Source organism: Centipeda artemidis DSM 19719, from assembly GCF_000426665.1.
Classification (GTDB): Bacteria; Bacillota; Negativicutes; order Selenomonadales; family Selenomonadaceae; genus Centipeda; species Centipeda artemidis.
In genome coordinates, this window is the sequence record NZ_AUFU01000001.1 from 295,122 (window position 1) to 313,835 (window position 18,714).

The window sequence follows — 18,714 nt, forward strand, 5'->3', positions numbered from 1 at the left end:
CACTTCTCCGGTGGGAAATAGCTGAGTTTATTATACATGATATAGGCGGGAAAAGCGATTAGAATATTCTTTTTTTTAGCGCCCGCAAGCTGCCTCCTCTGAAAAAGAGCTGCCGCGCGCCAAAGGCGTACGACAGCTCTCAGTCAAAAGCCGGGCGTTTCTTAGATCGCAGTCTGCCACAGACCGTGGAGGTTGCAGTAAGCAAGTACCTTCACCGGGGCATCGCCGTCCGCAAGGCGGAATGTCACCTCCGGCGCATCCGACGGCGTGAGGTTCACGCGCTGCTCACCGCGCTTGGTGACAAGCAGAACCCAGTCGATGAGATGCGCATCCGTCATCGGATGTGCCACCGAGCCGACACTCACATGCACTTCGTTCTTCGCGGCATCATAGGTCGCGACCGGCACATGCTTCTCGTGTGCGGCATCCACCGTGTTCGGCGTCAGTTCCTTCAGCTCCGTGCCGCAGCACGTCAGCTCATGCGCTTCATCCCCATAGACCTCAACGACATGCGCGTTGTGCGCAAGATAAAATTTTGACATAAAAAGCCCTCCTATCGCGGAAGCTCCCATAGCGGTCGAGCTTCCCAAAAGTAAATACACAGCAAAGATAAAGGCGGGACGGTATAAACGTCATCTATATTGCCTTTCACGAATAATAATTCTCCATAAAAAGGAAATATCCTTCTTTTGCCGTAAAAATAATTTATCTTTTATTTTTGTTTTCGTTGTCCTCAACTGGCACATGTACGCCGATAAAATCCTGCACAAGGTAGCGCGGGCGCCGTTTGACTTCCAAATAGATTTTTGCGACGTACTCACCGATGACTCCAATTGAGAGGAGAATGAGGCCGCCGAGGAACCACAGCGAGACGACGAGACTCGTCCAGCCGACGATGGTCTCGCCGATGAAGTGGCGGAAGATCGACCACAGGAGGATCAAGCCACTCACAAAGGAGATGAACATACCCATCTGCGCGATGAGTCGGATGGGGCGCGCCGAGAGCGACGTCACCCCTTCCCACGCGAACGATGCCATGCGCCGCCACGGATATTTCGATTCCCCCGCGCGCCGCGGGGCGCGGCTATAGTAAACGGCATCGTGCCGAAGACCGATCATCGGCACGAGACCGCGCAGGAAGAGATTGACCTCCGGATACGCTGCGAGTGCATCGAGCGCGCGCCGATCCATCAGGCGAAAATCCGCATGGTTGAACACGATGTCCGCGCCGAGACCGCGCATGACGCGGTAGAAGCTCTCCGCCGTGAACCGCTTGAAGAACGTGTCCGTCTCTCTGCTCGCGCGCACACCATAGACAATATTCGCACCTGCAGCGTATTTTTCAAGCATGCCATCAACGGCATCCACATCGTCCTGCAGATCCGCATCCATGCTGACGGTCACGTCGGCATAGGGACGCACGGTCATGAGCCCTGCGAGAAGCGCATTCTGATGCCCCTCGTTGTGTGCGAGGTTGATGCCCGTGCACAGTTTATTATTCTCCGTCCACGCGGTGATGCGTTCCCACGTCCCGTCCCTGCTGCCGTCGTTGACAAACACGACACGGCTATGCGCACTGATACTGCCGCACGCAATCAGCGCGGAAAGTTTTTCCGTAAGAACATGTGCCGTATCGTCGAGCACTTCCTGCTCGTTGTAGCAGGGAACGACGAGATAGAGTACGGGCGGCTTCATGACCGATCGTCCTTATAGACAGAGAGTCCGTCGCGGCTCTCTACGAGCGTCCAATGATCCGCGCCAAGCTCTTTTTTCATCTTTTGATACATATAGTCGCGCATGATGATGTACTTCGGACGCCCGTCCTCGCGCAGCGCCGCAAGAGATTCCACACGGTTCGTATCCGCCTCGATGCCCGGAATATCCGTATAGAGCATCACCCCGGGGCGCAGCTGCTTATCGATGTAGAGCACACGCCCCTCTGCCTCGGCAGAATCACGATATTCCTGCGCATAGCGGAGGGCGAGCTCCTTGACGCTGAAATGCCCGGAAACCGCGGGGATCATCACGCCAAACGCGAGGATCATCGTCAAAACGCCCGCCGCGGCGTGCAGCCACGCCGCGAGGAGAAGCCGATGTGAGGCAGTGATAGAGTAGACGATCGCCGCCCCAAGAACGAGCGTGAGCACGCCGAGCCAAAGCCCGCCCTCCGCGAGTTCCGCCATGCTGTCTCCGCTCATCAGCCACCCAAGGCCGAGCACAAGGAACATGAGCGCACTCCCGCCCGCCCATGCAAAATGCGTCCCGCGCCAATCCTCCATCATACGTGCAAGGTTCCACGCAATGATCGTCGAGAGCGCGGGCGTCAGAAGCAGCATATAGGAGACCTGCTTCGTCTGCGCAATGGAGAAGAATACAAGGACGAAGATCCACCACACTTGAAAAAAGGAAAGGAGCTGTGCCTCCTCGCCAAAGCTGCGATAGAATGCATTTCTAACCGACTGCACAAGCAGTCCCGTCCACGGGAAAAAACCGAGAATGATGACAGGCAGATAAAACCACCAATGTGCGCGCACGGGATGCAGCGGCGCAGTGAATCGGCTGACATTATGAAAGCCGATGAACTCGTTGACGAACGCCATGCCGTGTACCGCATACATATAGCCGTACCACGGCAGCCCGACCGCAACGACAAGCAGCAGACCGCGCACAACATGCATCCGCAGGAACTCTTCAAGCCGATGGGTCAGGAGAAGATAGAAAAATATAATCGCGCCCGGAAATACAACGCCGATGGGCCCCTTCGTCATAACGGCAAAGCCGCAGGCAATATACATGAACCAATAATGCCGATGGATAAAGCTAAAGAGCGCTGCCGTCACGAAAAAGAGCAGCGTCGTATCGGTAACGGACGCCTTCCCCATATACATAAGCATGACGCTCGTCCCCATGGTGATCCCCGACCAAAAGCCCGTACGCGCGCCAAAGAGCCGCGCCGAGGCAAGTGCCGTCATGAGGATGGCGCCGATCGCCATGAGCGCGGCCGGCAGACGTGCTGCAATCTCGCTGAAGCCGCCGAAAATTTTGAACGAAGCGGCGACCATCCAGTAGAAGATCGGCGGCTTATCATACCAATACTCATTGTAGATGCGCGGCGAAAGGTAGTCGCCGAACCGAATCATCTCCTTCGCCGTCTCAGCATAGACCGGCTCGTCCGGATCGAGCAAAGGCGCAGCCCCGATGCCGTAGAGGATTTGAAACGAGACGACCACGAGCAACAAGAGATAAACCGGCCACGCAAGGGTTTTATCATCATTCATACAAACGCGCACCTCACAGATTCCGCAGTCATTTCCTGCATTGTATCATAAACGCACCGCCCGAAGAAAGCCCCGCGCACAAAAAAGCCGCACCTCAATGAGAATGTGCGGCTTTTGGATCAGAACAGCTGCTCCGCGCAGTCAATATCAGTGATGAGGACATTGATGAATCCGCCGCGGATTGCCCCGCGCACCGCTTCCGTTTTTTGACGGCCGCCCGCAGCGCCCACGCGCCGCGGGATTTTTTTCAGCGTATCGAGCGGGATGCCCGCAACGCGCTCGTTGAAGGCACGAAAGGGCGCCGTGTCGCCGTCTTTGTTAAAGTAGCGCAGCGCTATATCTCCTACCGCGCCGTGTGCCGTAAAGTCGTCGAGCATCGTGCCGTCCACATAGCCCGTCTGCAGGATGGTCGAGTCATCGACGGAAGGGACGCCGATCCCCATGAGCACAATGTCAAGACGCTCGTAGAGCCGCGTCACATTGCGGATCGTGCGCTCCTCCAAGAATCCCTCGAGCACCTCGCGGCGCGAGAACACAGCGGGCGAGAAGAACTGCACGCAGTCGCCCGCAAACCGGTCGGCGAACTCCTGCGCCAGATAGTTCGAGTGAATGTCGAGGCGACTCTCCGCCACCCCGCCGACAAGAGGGACAAAAGTCGCCCTGATGGCGCTGCGGATGAAGTAATCCGACCGTACGATCTGCTGCATGGTAAAGCCCATCGTAATGCCGACAAGATCGCCATCCACGAGGATGCGCGCAAGATACTCGAGCGCGGCGCTGCCAACCTCCGAGCGCGCAGCCTCCCCGGGCGTCGAGACAGGGGCGGACGGGACAACGATAACCTCCTGCAAGCCGTATTTCTGCTCCAGGTCACGCTCCATACGCCCATAGGCGATATTGTCCGGATTTTGTATCTCGATGCGGACGATACCGCGCTCCTTGCCGATGCTCAGCATGCGTGAGACCGTCGGGCGCGAGATCCCGAGCGTCTCGCAGATCTCCTTCTGACCGAGACCGTCGAGATAGTAGAGACTGCAGCATTTGAATATGAGACGCACATCGTCAATAATCTTCTTCACAAGCCCCTCCTTTCATAACCGAAACGCATGGAAATTATTACAAAACCCATTCGTAATGTTGACATTTTTTCTATTCGACTGTGTAAAAAAGGGGCTGTCCGTGCGGCAGCCCCCGGAACGTCGTAAATGAAGGAATTAATAAACCTCGATGGTCGCGCCCATTTTGAAATCCGCAGCTGTGAGCGGCGTATCCCCCGTGAGCATAATGCAGCCGGGGCGCTCCGGTGCCGTTCCGCCCTTGAAGGACAGCGTGCAGTGACCGATTTGACGCAGCGTGTGCAGTGCCTCATCGCCGACCGCCGTGATGTCGAATGCCTTGTCACAGATGATCATCGTATCGCCGACCGCCGGATCTTCATTATAGTTCGCGGTCGTATGCAGGACGGAAAACTCCGCCAGCTCCGCCGGCGCGTTATTGTCAAAGATAACAATGAAATTGGCGCTCGGATCGTCAAGGAAGTGCAGTGCCTCTTCGCCCCAGCTCGTGATTTCGCAGTAGAATTTCATGACCGCTTCCTCCTCTTTATGCCCGTTTCTCCTCACGGCGCGTCATATAGAGATAGATTTTCTCCGTGACGATGCCGCGGATCAGGATGACGACAACGCCGACGAGGAAATAGCGCACGGCGAGATCGCCGAGCGGCAGACCGAGCGTCGTGATGCCCGCCGCGATGCCCATGTAGACGAAGAGCTCACCGCCGTTCGCGTGCGGGAAGAGTCCCGTCACTGGATGGACGAAGCTGACCGCCGCGTCGTAGTATGCGGGTTTATATTTCTGCTCGACAAAATTGCCGAACGTGTAGCACATGGGGTTGCCGAGGAAGAGCACGGCAAGCACGGGGAGCACCGTATAGCGCGTGATGATGTTCTCCGTCGCGCGCTGTGCCACGCCGTTCACGCGATCCTCGCCGATGAGCTTGATGACCGAGTTGACCGCCGTCATCATGATGACGAGCAGAGGAATGATGCCCGTGACCCACGAGGTGAACGTCGCCGCCCCCGCGCGGAAGAGTTCCATAAAGCCGTTCGCTGCCGCCGCAATGAGTTCCATATCCATGCCCCCCTTTTAGTAAAGTCCAATGCTCGCCGCATAGGCGATGAGCACTGCCAGCGGTCCCGTGATCACGCGCGAATAGAGCACGGCGGGAACGCCGAGCTCGATGGTCTCAGGATCCGCCTCGCCGAGACTCAACCCCACGGGAACGAAGTCTGCGCCGACCTGCGCGTTGATGGCAAAGAGCGCGGGGAGCGCATACTGCGGCGGGATATTTCCCATGCCGATCTGCGCGCCGAGCAGCGTGCCGACGACCTGCGCGATGACTGCGCCCGGGCCCAGCACCGGGGAGATGAACGGGATCGCGCAGATGAGCGAGATGACGAGCATCCCCGGGAGCGTACTCGCCAACGGCGAGATGGTCGTTGCAATGACATTGCCGAGTCCCGACACGCTGATGATGCCGAGAATCATCGAGACGAACGCCATGAACGGCAGGATGCTCTTGATTGTGATGTCGATGGTCTCGCGTCCCGCCGCGTAGAATTTATTGACCACGCCGCCGATGCCGATGCCGAGCCGCGTGACGAAATTCTTTTCACGATTTCCCTGCAGGCGGGCGACCTCCGCCTTTGCCTGCTCTTTGGTCTTTGGCACGTAGTCCGCCGCCGCGCGCACGGCGGCGGTCTCCGCCTCGTCCGCATAGGAAAGACAGGATGCATCCACCGCCGAAACATAAAGCTCCTTCGTAATAAACTGCGCCAAGGGGCCCATCTTACCGACGGGCAGGAGGTTCGCCGTCAAAATCCCCTTCTTCGGATAGACGCCGCAGCGCGCCGTGCCGCCGCAGTCCACAACGGCGAGCAGGATCTCCTCGTCCGGCACGCCCGAGCGGAACCCGTCCACCGCTTCGCATCCCGTCATCTCGGCAATCTTCGCCGCAACGGGATGAATTCCGCCGCCCGTGACGCTCACAATCTTATTGCGCGTCTCGGACGGCACGAGGACGAGTGGCCCGCCCCAGCCGCCGTTGCCGGCAACGATCTTCACGGATTTGAACATACGCCTTCCTCCTAATCATCAATAAATTCTATAAATTTTTGCTATCATGTGCCGGCACTGTTTTTCTGCTGCGTGCTGTCAAGACGGGCGATCAGCGCATCGAGCGCCGCAATATGCCCTTTGTAATGCGCGCGCCTCTTATCCGGCAGCGCCGCATACTCTGCGTGTAAATCGTAGATCGTCCGCCCCGCAATCCCTTCGATCGGGCGGAACCGGCTGAGAATCGTCATGCCCTGCATCATCTTGCCCGCACGAATCTCCCCTGCCGAATCGCACGCGATGATGACAATGTTCGAAGGACCGAGCCGCCGCCGACGCGAACCGATACCGACGTTGCCGAGCCGATGCAGCTCCTTCACCGCGCGCCGATATTCCTTCACCTGCAAATGCGTGCCGATCACCTGAACAACGAACAGCAGGAACAGACCGCCGAGCAGCATCTCCGTCTGCAATCAATCCCCTCGCTTTCACGTCATACAGCATGAATATACATTTTGGATTATATCATTAGTCATGGATTGTTACAATAATCTATTCCGGGAATTTTTGTCAATATAGGCGCTTACCATAGGTTATTTTTCTGCCGTGGAGCGCACGCGGAACCTGCTGCGGAACGCATCCGCCTTCGACGTGGCATATTGGATCACACGCCCCGCAGCGTCCGTCGTCAGGATACGCGTCACAAAGATCGGCGCCTCCTCCGCCACCTCGAGGTAGAGTGCAATCTCAGGCGTTGCGCGGACGACCTCGATGGTCTTGTCCTCCGCGTAGGGGCGCACGTCATATTCCTCAAGAGTCCTTAAAAGCCCATGGGTCGTAAAGTCGATCCGGACAAGTGCGGGGCACAGTGCAAGCGGGATATAATCGTCGGTCACGGCATAGATATGCTCGTCAACATAGCGCAGACGCTTCAGGTGAAAGACGAGCGTCTCCTCCGGCAGAGAAAGCATCGCCGCCAGATTGCCGCGCGCGGCTTCGACAACCTGCTGGAGCACCGTGCTCCGCGTAACGCGTCCCTCCGCCGAGAACATCTGCGCGAGTCCAAACCCCCGCGTCTGCGTCTCCGAGTAATCGACGGGAATCTTCTCCCCCGTATAGAACGAGCCGCGCCCCTGCATCCGAACGATTTTATTCTCCTCCTCAAGCAGATCAAGCGCCTTGCGCACCGTTGGTCTGCTCACGCCGAAGGAGCGGCAGAGTTCCCGCTCGCCCGGAACCGGCGAGAAATAGGAAAGATCGGCAAAGCGGCGCTCCATCTCATCGCGGATCTTCTCGTGCAGGTGCAGGCGTTTTCCAGTCGTCACAGCGACTCCCCTCTCTTTTTCACTTGCTATAGTATGTGGCGAACTTGTCCGTTTGTCAACATGTATTCCTATTGTAACAAAATATTACCTATGGTAAAATATTCTTATCCACCGGTAACATTTTGAATGTAGGAGGCTGCCGTTATGAACAACAAAATTTCACCGTTTCTCGTCGTGAATCCGAAATCCTATCTCTATGGCGCAGAGTCCCTTGCGCTTGCAAAGGCAGCCGACGACGCCGCTGAACGGACGGGACTGAGGATTTACTTCACGTGCCCCTTTTCCGACATCCGCTATATCGCGGCGGAGACCTCGCATATTATCGTCACCGCGCAGGCAATGGAGAGTCTCACGCCGGGGCGCGGCATGGGGCACCTCCTCCCGGAGGCACTCTTCGATGCAGGCGCACGCGCGACCTTCCTCAACCACGCCGAGCACCCCATGACGATGGCGGAGCTCGCAAAAACTATCACGCGTGCACGCGCACTCGGCATTGAGACCATCGCCTGTGCCGATTCCCTCGCGGAGGGGAGTGCCGTCGCGGAGCTGCGTCCTGATATTCTCCTGTGCGAGCCGACTGACCTCATCGGAACGGGACAGACCGCCGACGACAACTATACGATCTCCATCGCTGCGAAGATTCGCAGCATCGCACCCGAGATCGGCATCATGATCGCCTCGGGCATCACGACGGCAGACGACGTATACCGCGTCGTACGGCTCGGTGCGGACGGCAGCGGCGCAACGAGCGGCATTTTGAATGCCCCCGATCCCGGTCTGCGTATCCTTGAGATGGCAGAGGCAATCGTTCGTGCAGCGGCCGAGCGTGATGCCGCGGGCGGTGCCGCGTAAATAGATTCGCATTGTATAGAAAGCGGAGAGGAGTGCATTATGGCTGTCTTTAAGAAGTATCTTTCCCTACAATCTCACGGCGAAACGCCTACCTTTATCAACATCACGAGCGAACTGCGCGCCGCCATTGCCGAGAGCGGCATCCGCGAGGGAATCGCGACCGTCATCTCCCCGCATACGACATGCGCCGTATTCTTCGAGGAGTTTGTGCACGACGTCGACGAAAACGGCACAGAGTTTTTACAGAATGACCTGAATGCCGTCCTTGCAAAGATCATCCCCGATCAAACCGCAGAGGGGCAGTACCAATATCCGGGCGAAGCACATTACAAGGCGGTCGAGAACTGGGAGGACGCCGAATCGTATCTCCCGGGCGGTGACCGAACGGCGCTGTGGAACTGCGACGCACATCTCAAGGCGACGCTCGTCGGCTCCTCCGAAACCTTCGAAGTCGCGGACGGCAAGCTCGGCGTCGGCACCACCGGCTACTGCTACTTCGCCGACTTTGACCGCACGCGTCCCCGCACACGCAAATGTACCATCATCGTTATGGGAGAATAAAGATATCCCCCTCGATCGTAACGCCGATATACGGAACGTAACGTTCCGTCGGGGCATCCGCCGCAGCAATTTTTAAGCCCCGCTTTTTTCGCAAGGCGAATGCTCCGGCGGTGATATAAGATCGGCGCCCTGATACAAAAGAGGGACTGCCGCATGAAAACTCATGCAGCAGTCCCTTTTCGTATATGCCGACATGTGACGTACCGTTTGGGCGTCCGCCGCAGCGATTTTTAAGCCCCGCTTTTTTCGCAAGGCAGATGCTCAAACGGTGCTCAGTCTTCCTCCGGCTCTACCAGCGGCATCTTCTTTATTTCAGCGCATAACCGTTGTTGTACATCTTATCCTGCTCTTTGCGTACCTGATAGAGCTGGGTGGAGGTGTCGAGCTCAACCATGTCGAGGGTGAGGAGGGTACCCTTCTTGACGTCGCACTTCATGCGCGTATTCTTGTTGACAAGCGCATAGACAACGTAGCCTTTCTCATAGGTCTCCTGCGCCGTTGCAATGGAGCCGTAGGTGGTGTAGCCGCCGATGCCGTCAATCGTTTCGCCCGCCTTCAGATCGCGCTTGGCGACGGCAATGCACTCGCTGACGGGACCGTCAAGCGGAATGATGGTCGGTTCGCCGTCGATCACGATCTTTGCGACCGTCAGCGGCGTCTCGAGATTGCAGAGATGATAGGGGCGATAGAGCGTCCAAAGGGGACCCGGTCCCATACTGTGATAGCCCATCTGATATGCGATCTCCTCGTTCGAGGTCGTCACCGTCACGAACACACCCGGCGCGATGCCGTTGACATATTCCACAACCCCGTGGCGGTTCAGGATGCCGCCGTCCTTCTTGAGCTTAAAGATTTCATTGAGATCCGCACAGCGATCCTTTGGCGATGCCGAGGGGCCGTGACCGCCGACCACATCGGGCACCAATCCCGTCGCGTTCGACATTGCCGTCATCTCGACCATCGTCTTTGTGCCGTCCTTGAACGACGTGAGCATCCGCGGACTCATCTTGCGGCGCGTCGCCTCCTCGAGCACCGTGTCAGGGTTGCAGTCGTAGTCCAGCTTATTGTTCTTGCCCTTGCCCATGACCTTGACGTCCATGCCCATCGCGCGCGCGAAGGAATACAGCTCCATCACCGCGCCCGGCTCGTCGCCCGCAGAGCCTGTATAGATGACGCCGTTCTTGTCGCCGAGCTTCTTGAGGTAGCTTCCGATCACGACGTCCGTCTCCACGTCCATCATCACGACGTGCTTATGATTGTTCATCGCGTCGATCGCGATCTTCACGCCGACCTCCGGCACGCCCGTCACGTCGATCGCGACCTCCACGAGGTTCGCCTGCGAGATGAAATCCGAGTTCTCAGTCGCGACGTATTTCCCCTGCTCCATATAGCGGTTCGCCTCTTCGAGCGTCTTTGCGACCGCGATCTCATCGTCGCTGATGCCCGCATAATGGAACGCATTGATGACATTTTCAAACTTAATATCCGAGACAATCGCGGGCATAATCCCCTTCATGAGCGCCATCTGCGTAACCATCCCGCGCCCCATCTGCCCCGCGCCGACAATGCCTGCACGGATGATTTTGCCCTCTTCCTCGCGCTTGGCGAGTTTCTTGTCCATATTCAGCATCGAGAAACTCCTTTCGCCCGCCTATCGGCAGTACTTTCTAGTGATTCTTCTGCATTAAAGTATATCATTCCTAGTATATCTTTACAAGACAATAACTGCATTTGCACCGACACTGCACATAAAAACGGGACTGCCGCACCATACCGTGCACAGCCCCGTTATATCGTCGGTTGGATGATTATTTACCCGTGCCGAACCATTTCTGATAAATCTTGTCGTACTCACCGTTATCGTGCAGCTTTTTGAGTGCCGCATCGATTTCCTTCTGCAGCTCGGTATTGTCCTTCGAAATCGCAATGCCGTACTCCTCTGCCGAAAGCATATCGGAAAGCGACTTCACTCCGACCGCCTGCGTCTGATTGATGTAGTAATCGTTGACCGGACGGTCGTTTATGACGGCATCCACACCGCGTGCCTTGAGTTCCATGAAGCAGTCCGCCGGTGTATTCAGCTCGAGGACGGTAATCCCCTCCTGCTCCTTGAGCATGTTGGCGCTCGTCGTGCCGATCTGCGCGGCGACCTTGTGTCCCTTGAGGTCATTGAACGACTTGATCGCCTCTTCGTCCGAACGCACAACCATCGTGAGGCCGGACTGGTAATACGGCGCGGAGAAATTGACCTTTTCCTTACGCTCATCATTGATCGTCATGCCGCTGATGATGACGTCGATATTCTTTGCCTGAAGAGCGGGAATGAGTCCGTCAAAGCCGATATTCTGTATCTCCGCCTCGCGTCCCATCTCCTTTGCAATGGCACGGATGAGATCCATGTCAAAGCCCTGATATTCCTTCTGTCCCTCATCCTGGAACTCGAACGGAGCGAAGTCGATGGTCGCACCGACGCGAAGTACCTTGGCCTCCTGCTTCGCCTGATCGCCCGAGCTGCCGCCGCAGCCGACCATAGCAAGGCTCAGAAGAGTACCGGTAAAGATCATTGCTAATTTTTTCAGTTTCATTGGGAAACCTCCTCATGTGGATAAAAACGAAAGAGGGACGCTGCAAAACGCTTGCAGCAATCCCTCTCCCCAAAGGAAACGCTGAGTCCCCTTATAAACGCTTAGAAACGTGCAGGCCGCTTCGCAGTGAAGCAGTCACGGCAGTATACCGGACGATCCGTCTTCGGCTCGAAAGGCACTTCCGTATCCTTTCCGCACTCTGCGCAGACGACATGGAACATCTGACGCTCGCCGCTGTGACTCTCATCACGGCTGCGGCGGCGCTTGTCGCGACAGTCGCGGCAGCGTGCCGGCTCGTTCTCGAACCCCTTCTCCGCATAGAACTCCTGCTCCCCTGACGTGAATACGAAATTATTTCCGCACTCTTTACATACGAGGGTTTTGTCTTCAAAAGCCATTCTTCCACAATCTCCCTTTGAATAGATATTATTTTGACGCTCCATCCGCCGAACTAGAGAGCGTTCATTGAGATGCGGTACGACAGAAGGACTGAACAAATAAGCAGTCTTTCACTCGTTCGCCGAACGACTAACAGGTCAAGAGGAAAGGATTTCAACGCTCTGTATTATACAGAGTTTTTTCATAGAGTGCAAGCATTTTTTATCGAAGTTGTCAAAATAGGACTTCCTGCCGCTCCAGCCAGCTCTCCTGCCGGGCGTCGTGTACCCGATCGTCCGGCTCCGCATCGCCGAGGAGAAACGGGGATGCGGGGTCGTGCGTGCGAATCCCCTTCCGCATCCGTTCAGCGTGACTTGTCGCGTAACAATAGCGGCAGAGGTGCGGACAGCTGTCATAAGCGCCGATGTCCGCGCCAAGATAACAGTCGCATTCCGTTCGCTGCCGCACATACTGCGGAAACCGGAGCCGCGCGCCGAGCGCACGCTCGTAGATGCGCGCCGTCATGCATCCGCCGCAGTCCGCGCCGAGGGCGGCGAGTTCCCTTCCCCCGCCGCACGGATAGACGGTCATGCCATGGGCGCGTGCAGTCTCTATGATGCAGGCGCCGATCTCCATGCGCTCCTCCGGGAGGACGGCACGTATGCCCGGGAAGTTCCGCAGTGTCTTTGCATAACGCGTGATAAAGCTGATGACGACGCTCTCCGTCGTTCCCGCAAGTGTCTCCGCCATCTCTTTGAACGCACGGCGATGAAAGTCCAATGTATAATGACCATGGAGAAAGATGGGATCGTAACGCCAAACAATCCGATGCGTGCCGACAATCGCAGAGAGGCGGCGAAAGGATGCCGTGACCTCCCGCCACTGCGGCACATGCGCCTCCACGTCACGCCCATAGGGCGTGATCGTCACATGCCAGAGCTGCCCAAAGTCCCGGAGCAGTTCCATATGCGGGAGCATCGGCGCAGGATTTTTCGTACAGAATCCGATCAGGTCGACGACGGCAGGGTCAAGGCGATAGCGTGTAACCTGCGCCCGATCAAAGGGATTGCGCACACAGACCGATCCCGCACGCAGACGATTGCAGAGCCATGGCGTATAGAACGCAGGGATGTCCGTGCGCATCCCTGTGTGGATGATCATCAGCGTTCCCCCTTTTTCTAGATATTTCTCTTAATATCATAACATAAGCCGACGAAAAGAAACTCCATCGGATAGAACCCTATTGGATGAAACATGCAGCGCTTTGCAGGACAGCATATTCATCATCTGCAGAGATAAAGCATCTTATCTTTGCGCAAGCTCTTGATGAAAGCGGCATTCGTACTGTTGCTGCTTCTGTGGGTACAAAAAAGAACCGCCGCACACGCGTAAAACGCAGTACGGCAGTCCGAGCTGATGTATTGATTATGCGGACAGTTCCGCGCGCTCCCCCTGCGGCGGCACGCGACGCAGGATCACGAGCATGACAACGCCGAGTGCGGCGAATCCCGCGGCGACACCGAGCCATCCGTTCTGCGTCATACCGTCTACGACATAGCCAATGAGCGAGCAGAGCGAGACGGTGAGCACATATGGGATCTGCGTGCTCACATGGTCGAGGTGATGGCACTGCGCGCCTGCAGACGCGAGGATGGTCGTGTCCGATATGGGCGAGGCGTGATCGCCGCCGACCGCGCCCGAGAGCACTGCGGCAACGCAGACGACGAGCATGGAGGAGCTTTCAATATCGCCGAGGACGGCGATCGCAATGGGGATGAGGATGCCGAACGTCCCCCACGACGTCCCCGTTGCGAACGAGAGTCCGAGCGCGACAAGGAAGAAGATGGGCGGCAGGAACATGATGATGGAGGCATGCGCACTCACGAGTCCGCCGACGAATCCGCCGAGGTTCAGATATTTATCACTGCACACGCCCGAGAGCGTCCACGCAAGGCAGAGGATAAAGATCGCGGGCACCATCGCCTTAAAGCCTTTGCTGAAGCTCTTGCAGAACTCCGTGAAGGGCAGCACGCGGCGCGGCAGATAGAGAAGTCCCGTAAAGGCAAAGGCGAGGAATGATCCGAAGACGAGCGATTTCGACGAGTTGCAGTCGGCGAACGCCTGCGCGACGCTCTTGCCCTCGTGGATACCGCCCGTGTAGAGCATCCCGTAGATACACGCGCCGATGAGGACGGCGAGCGGCAGGAGTAGGTCGATCATCTTGCCCTTGCCCGCTTCCTCGTCGCGCGCGCCCGCACTTTCACGGTACTCGGCGGGGATGAAGAACTCCTTTTGGTTCTCGCGCACGGAGCGTCTCATCGCGCCGTAGTCGCGTCCCGTCCAGATGATGAATACCATGAACGCGAGCGTGAGGAGTGCGTAAAGGTTGAACGGTATCGTCTGCAAAAAGAGGGAGAATCCATCGATGCCGCTGTTCTCCGGAAGCGAGGAGCCGACTGCCGCCGCCCAACTCGAGACGGGCGCGATGATGCAGACGGGCGCCGCCGTGGCATCGATGATGTACGCGAGCTTTGTACGCGCGATCTTGAGTTTATCCGTTACGGGACGCATGACCGTACCGACGGTGAGACAGTTGAAATAGTCGTCGATGAAGATGACGACGCCGAGCAATGCTGTCAGCATCAGTGCGCTGCGCTCGCCCTTAATCGTGCGCGCCGCCCACTCGCCATACGCACGTGTCGCGCCCGAGCGCGTGATCGCCGCGACGAGGATGCCGAGGATCGCGAGGAATACAAGGATGTTCACGTTCGCGCCGACCTTTTCCTCCATCACTGAGAACATAACGAGCACTGCCTCGAGGACGTTAAAGTTCGTAAAGAGCATCGCTCCGGAGAAAATTCCGATAATGAGCGACATATAAACTTCCTTCGTCCACAGTGCGAGCGCGATCGTAATGACCGGAGGAAGTACGGACCATGCGGATTCCGCCATTGTTTAACCCACTTTCCGAGCGCACGGACGGCGCTCTGCATTTTTCAATCGGTGTTTATTTTATAACAAACGAAGATGCGAATCAAGATACATATTTTGCGAGTTCCTCCGCCCATAACAAAAGCTCCTCGAAGAAGTCTCTCCAAGGAGCGCTCGCGTTCAAAGGGAGAAGTTCTCGCCCATGGCTATGCCAAACGCTTATATCGGGCGGGGGGTATGCGCGGCGCGGCGGACGTTTCTTCCAGCGTTGCCAGTCGCGACTGTATCAGCTCCTCTATCGTGCGGTATGCCGTATGCATACATGCTTGAAATTCGTTATGGGGATCAGACGCGAGCATCTTCGCGGCGTCATCTTTATAAAATTTTACATCCTCCATAATCTCCGTCATCATATCCGCGAGCATATCACGCGTCACATCATCACGCAGTCTCATTTGAGTCCCCTCCTTTTCATCTCTTCTTGTGCGTTTACAATTTGCCGCCGGAAATTAGCGATTTCCATTTCCCAATGACGAACAATCCCTGACCGATACTGTTCGCTCCTCAGGTGATAATCTGTCACATAATCTTCCGGATGGACTATTTTATTTCTGTGCTTTTCGATTTGCTCTAAATTATGGCGAATGGAGGAACGAAGTCCCTTATCACCGTATTTTGTATAATCTATAGCAAATAGTTGCAAATCCATGAAAGCCCCTCACCTCGTACGGCTACGTTCAAAGGGAGAAGTTCTCGCCCAGGTAGAATTTCCGTGCGACAGGGCTGTCGGCGATGGTTTGGCTGTCGCCCTCGAGGAGGAGCTTGCCCTCGCTGAGGAGGTAGACGCGGTCGACGATGTGCAGCGTCTCGCGGACGTTGTGGTCGGTGATAAGGATGCCCATACCGCGCTGGCGCAGGTACTCGATAATCTCTTGGATATCGGCGACGGCGAGCGGATCGACGCCCGCGAACGGCTCGTCGAGCAGGATGAACTGCGGCTCGAGTGCGAGACAGCGTGCGATCTCAACGCGCCGACGCTCACCGCCCGAGAGCTCCGTGCCGCGCCGATCACGCACATGACCGATATGGAACTCCTCGAGAAGTCCGTCGAGCCGATGTTTTTGCTCCGCCTTGGAGAGTTTCGTCGTCTCGAGGATCGCGGCGATGTTCTCCGTGACGGTGAGCTTGCGGAAAATGGACGGCTCCTGCGTGAGGTAGCTGATGCCGAGCGCTGCGCGCCGGTACATGGGGTAATCTGTGATGCAAATGTCGGAGAGATAGACGTCTCCGTGTGTGGGCTGCTCAAGTCCCACGATCATGTAGAACGTCGTCGTCTTGCCCGCACCGTTGGGGCCTAGAAGTCCGACGATCTCCCCTTTGTCTACGCGGACGGAGATGCGGTCGACGACCGTGCGGCTGCCGAATTTCTTGACGAGATTTCGGGATTCGAGATGCAAGATGCCGCCCCCTTACTCCGTCACCGGCGTGCCGTCGTCCGCGAGATAGACGGTCATATGATTGCTCCGCGCGATGTTGTTCGCCTGGATGACCCACGCATTCCCGTCGAGGACAACGTAAGGGCGCTCCGCCTTGCCGTAGTAGTCCATACGGTCGCCGCCGCCCTCCATGTCGCGCGGGGGGCTCACAAGATGCGCGTTCCCCGTGCCGATATAATGCTCTTCTTTGAGCCATCCCTCAATGTGGTCTGCGGAAAAGGTGCCGTCCGCGCTTGTAATCGTTCCGCCTGATGCCGCGAGGATACGGTCTCCCTGTCCCGGATAATAATCAGCCTGAGGGCCAGTAAAGGTACGATCCGCCTTGACCATCCGTACGCTGCCGATCGCCTGCCAGTGCTCCTGCCCTGCGGCAAAGAGACGGTCGCAGGAGAGCTGCATATCGTCGCGCACAGCATGGACGCCGCCCTCGACCGTCCCCTCCTGCGTTTTGATATTATAGGTGGCACGCTGCCCCTCGATATGCCCCGTACCCTGCTCCATACGCACGTTGTTTTCCGCCGTGACAAGTCCCGTCTGCGTGTTATAACTGAGGGAATCCGCCGTGAGCGATGTCGGCTCGTTCGAGCCCGCCGCAGATGCCATCGTGGAGAATGCGCCCGCCGCAAGCAGCAATAGAATCCCACGATAGAGTTTCTTCTTCGTCATTTCGACGCCCCCTTTTCTATCCGCGCGTTTCCTTCGATACGAAACTGCCGGAATTCATCCATGCTCATGATGCGGTCGCCTGTCGCGCGCAGATCATCGCGCTCTACCTGTGCATCACCCGTCGCGGTAAGAGTCCCCTCTGTTGAGGTCCATTTGAGTTCATTTGCCATGAGGCTCGCACCGTCGCTCATTGCAGCGTTCACACTGCCCGTGAGCACAACATCCCGTGTCTCGTGATCCATGTGCCCCTCATCCGCGTGCAGTGTGAGTGTCCGCCCGTCCTCGCTGTAGAAGGTGCCTTCTATCCCCTGCATACTCGTATCCTGTGTATCAATGTCAACAGTCATCTGCTGCGCGGTGAGCGTCCATACTGTGCGCCCGTCGCGTTCCTCGCTGAGCGTATTATTCTCGTAGGACATGATGCGCGGCGCATCGGAGACCTCTGATGAGGTTGGCGGCTGCGGTGCGGTCGATATTGCCCACACGATAAGGAGGATCAGGAATGCCGCAGCACCACCGTAGAGATATTTTTTCTGCACCGTTACGTCCCCTCCTCCTGTGCGACCGACATGTGATGCTTGCCCGTGCGCTGCTGTTCCGGCGCGGTGTTCCACCGGTGCTGAAACCAAATCCACTGGGTCGGGTTCTCACGGATGATGCGCTCGACGATCGCCGTCATCTGCACGGTAAATTCATACAGGTCGCGGTCGCTGTCCCCCGTATTCGGGCAGCGCATAATCTCGCCGATGACGACCCGATGCCTGCCGTTTGGTTGGCGGAGGATAAAGGCAGGCAGCACAGGCGATTTGAACTTACGCGAGAAGACCGCGGGGCCAAGCGGCGTCGATGCCGTCCGCCCGAGGAACTCGATAAATGCGCCGCCGGGGCCGCCGTCCTGATCGGCGAGGAATCCGAGGATGCGCCCGCCCTTCAGCGCACGTGCCGCCGCGAGCAGTTCACTCGTACCGCGCGAGAAGATCTCAACGTGGATCGTCGCGCGCAGATCGTCCAAAACGCGCGTATACTGGATGTTCGGCTGCGGCTTTGCAATCGCGCTGACGGGCATTCCATTCAGTGTAAACGCCGCCGAAAGCCATTCCCAGCATCCGATATGTCCTGTGAGCACGACGACGCCGCGCCCCTCTGCAAGGGCTTCCTCCATACGTTCCATATGGTCAATCTCAATATAGTCTCCGAGGTTTTTCTCATTGAGCATCGGCATGGCAAGGATATCGAGAACGTTGCGCGCCATGTTGATGAATGAAGCCCGCACAAGCCGCTTTGCCTCCGCTTCACCGATGCCGAGCGCGGGCATCATCTGCGCGACGGCGCGGCGGCGCATTTTTGCAATGATGAGGTAGTAGAGGTTGCCGAGTACCCACCCGACCGCGAGCAGGATGGGGCGCGGCGTACGGCACGCGATATAGCTGAGCAGCATTAAAGTATTATACAGCACGGTGCACCGCACCTCCTTATACCTATGATCCAAAGCGCACATCAGCCGATCAAGGGCACGCCTATCTTGATG

22 protein-coding genes are annotated in these 18,714 nt (G+C 57.1%); 2 read left to right on the forward strand and 20 right to left on the reverse strand.

Going from position 1 to position 18,714, the window contains the following annotated elements:
• Positions 1–161: 161 nt before the first annotated feature.
• From K341_RS0101430 to K341_RS11550, 9 genes are all read right to left on the reverse strand, one after another.
• On the reverse strand, positions 162–542 hold the full coding sequence (locus K341_RS0101430) for a desulfoferrodoxin family protein (RefSeq protein ID WP_026761617.1): 381 nt from the start codon (positions 540–542) through the stop codon (positions 162–164).
• A 163-nt stretch (positions 543–705) separates the two neighbouring features.
• Positions 706–1,695, reverse strand: a complete 990-nt coding sequence (locus K341_RS0101435) for a glycosyltransferase family 2 protein (RefSeq protein WP_026761618.1) — start codon at positions 1,693–1,695, stop codon at positions 706–708.
• Positions 1,692–3,278 carry an ArnT family glycosyltransferase gene (locus K341_RS0101440; protein ID WP_026761619.1) on the reverse strand — a complete coding sequence of 529 codons (1,587 nt, stop codon included), beginning with the start codon at positions 3,276–3,278 and terminating at the stop codon, positions 1,692–1,694. Before K341_RS0101440 ends, K341_RS0101435 begins: the two co-directional genes overlap by 4 nt.
• Positions 3,279–3,397: 119 nt before the next feature.
• The gene (locus K341_RS0101445; protein ID WP_026761620.1) at positions 3,398–4,357 is read right to left on the reverse strand and encodes a sugar-binding transcriptional regulator; all 960 of its coding nucleotides are present in this window, start codon (positions 4,355–4,357) and stop codon (positions 3,398–3,400) included.
• 135 nt (positions 4,358–4,492) lie between these two features.
• Complete coding sequence (locus tag K341_RS0101450; protein ID WP_026761621.1) at positions 4,493–4,864, reverse strand: PTS glucitol/sorbitol transporter subunit IIA; 372 nt, start codon at positions 4,862–4,864, stop codon at positions 4,493–4,495.
• A gap of 16 nt (positions 4,865–4,880) precedes the next feature.
• Positions 4,881–5,408 (reverse strand): PTS glucitol/sorbitol transporter subunit IIC, encoded by a 528-nt coding sequence (gene srlA / locus K341_RS0101455; RefSeq protein WP_026761622.1) that lies wholly within the window; start codon positions 5,406–5,408, stop codon positions 4,881–4,883.
• A 15-nt stretch (positions 5,409–5,423) separates the two neighbouring features.
• Positions 5,424–6,413 (reverse strand): PTS glucitol/sorbitol transporter subunit IIB, encoded by a 990-nt coding sequence (srlE, locus tag K341_RS0101460; RefSeq protein ID WP_026761623.1) that lies wholly within the window; start codon positions 6,411–6,413, stop codon positions 5,424–5,426.
• A gap of 44 nt (positions 6,414–6,457) precedes the next feature.
• Positions 6,458–6,865 carry a transcriptional regulator GutM gene (locus K341_RS0101465; RefSeq protein ID WP_026761624.1) on the reverse strand — a complete coding sequence of 136 codons (408 nt, stop codon included), beginning with the start codon at positions 6,863–6,865 and terminating at the stop codon, positions 6,458–6,460.
• 120 nt (positions 6,866–6,985) lie between these two features.
• A complete protein-coding gene (locus K341_RS11550) occupies positions 6,986–7,669 on the reverse strand; it encodes a GntR family transcriptional regulator (protein WP_390901068.1) in 684 nt (227 codons plus the stop codon).
• A 192-nt stretch (positions 7,670–7,861) separates the two neighbouring features.
• Between K341_RS11550 and K341_RS0101480 the strand changes: the two genes are divergently transcribed.
• Positions 7,862–8,569 (forward strand): triose-phosphate isomerase, encoded by a 708-nt coding sequence (locus K341_RS0101480; RefSeq protein ID WP_026761626.1) that lies wholly within the window; start codon positions 7,862–7,864, stop codon positions 8,567–8,569.
• Between the two features lie 39 nt (positions 8,570–8,608).
• Positions 8,609–9,130, forward strand: a complete 522-nt coding sequence (locus K341_RS0101485; RefSeq protein ID WP_009349762.1) for a YjbQ family protein — start codon at positions 8,609–8,611, stop codon at positions 9,128–9,130.
• 307 nt (positions 9,131–9,437) lie between these two features.
• Here K341_RS0101485 and K341_RS0101495 read toward each other — a convergent pair whose 3' ends face one another.
• From K341_RS0101495 to K341_RS0101545, 11 genes are all read right to left on the reverse strand, one after another.
• Complete coding sequence (locus K341_RS0101495; protein ID WP_026761627.1) at positions 9,438–10,760, reverse strand: NAD(P)H-dependent oxidoreductase; 1,323 nt, start codon at positions 10,758–10,760, stop codon at positions 9,438–9,440.
• Between the two features lie 178 nt (positions 10,761–10,938).
• Positions 10,939–11,715 (reverse strand): basic amino acid ABC transporter substrate-binding protein, encoded by a 777-nt coding sequence (locus tag K341_RS0101500; RefSeq protein WP_026761628.1) that lies wholly within the window; start codon positions 11,713–11,715, stop codon positions 10,939–10,941.
• 101 nt (positions 11,716–11,816) lie between these two features.
• Positions 11,817–12,113, reverse strand: coding sequence for a zinc-ribbon domain containing protein (locus K341_RS0101505; RefSeq protein WP_009657408.1), 297 nt, complete (start codon positions 12,111–12,113; stop codon positions 11,817–11,819).
• A 214-nt stretch (positions 12,114–12,327) separates the two neighbouring features.
• Positions 12,328–13,254: a DUF1848 domain-containing protein gene (locus K341_RS0101510; RefSeq protein ID WP_026761629.1), complete on the reverse strand. Its 927-nt coding sequence runs from the start codon at positions 13,252–13,254 to the stop codon at positions 12,328–12,330.
• A 264-nt stretch (positions 13,255–13,518) separates the two neighbouring features.
• Entirely contained in the window at positions 13,519–15,045 is a 1,527-nt protein-coding gene (locus K341_RS0101515; RefSeq protein ID WP_026761630.1) for a Na+/H+ antiporter NhaC family protein, read from the reverse strand.
• Between the two features lie 185 nt (positions 15,046–15,230).
• Positions 15,231–15,479 carry a hypothetical protein gene (locus K341_RS0101520; protein WP_026761631.1) on the reverse strand — a complete coding sequence of 83 codons (249 nt, stop codon included), beginning with the start codon at positions 15,477–15,479 and terminating at the stop codon, positions 15,231–15,233.
• Positions 15,476–15,733: a hypothetical protein gene (locus K341_RS0101525; RefSeq protein ID WP_026761632.1), complete on the reverse strand. Its 258-nt coding sequence runs from the start codon at positions 15,731–15,733 to the stop codon at positions 15,476–15,478. The genes K341_RS0101520 and K341_RS0101525 overlap by 4 nt, the downstream gene beginning before the upstream one ends.
• Positions 15,734–15,761: 28 nt before the next feature.
• Positions 15,762–16,481, reverse strand: a complete 720-nt coding sequence (gene lptB / locus K341_RS0101530; protein WP_009349752.1) for an LPS export ABC transporter ATP-binding protein — start codon at positions 16,479–16,481, stop codon at positions 15,762–15,764.
• Between the two features lie 12 nt (positions 16,482–16,493).
• Entirely contained in the window at positions 16,494–17,186 is a 693-nt protein-coding gene (locus K341_RS0101535) for an LptA/OstA family protein (protein WP_026761633.1), read from the reverse strand.
• Entirely contained in the window at positions 17,183–17,725 is a 543-nt protein-coding gene (lptC, locus tag K341_RS0101540) for an LPS export ABC transporter periplasmic protein LptC (RefSeq protein ID WP_026761634.1), read from the reverse strand. The genes K341_RS0101535 and lptC overlap by 4 nt, the downstream gene beginning before the upstream one ends.
• 2 nt (positions 17,726–17,727) lie before the next feature.
• The gene (locus K341_RS0101545) at positions 17,728–18,642 is read right to left on the reverse strand and encodes a lysophospholipid acyltransferase family protein (RefSeq protein WP_026761635.1); all 915 of its coding nucleotides are present in this window, start codon (positions 18,640–18,642) and stop codon (positions 17,728–17,730) included.
• Between the last annotated feature and the right edge of the window lie 72 nt (positions 18,643–18,714).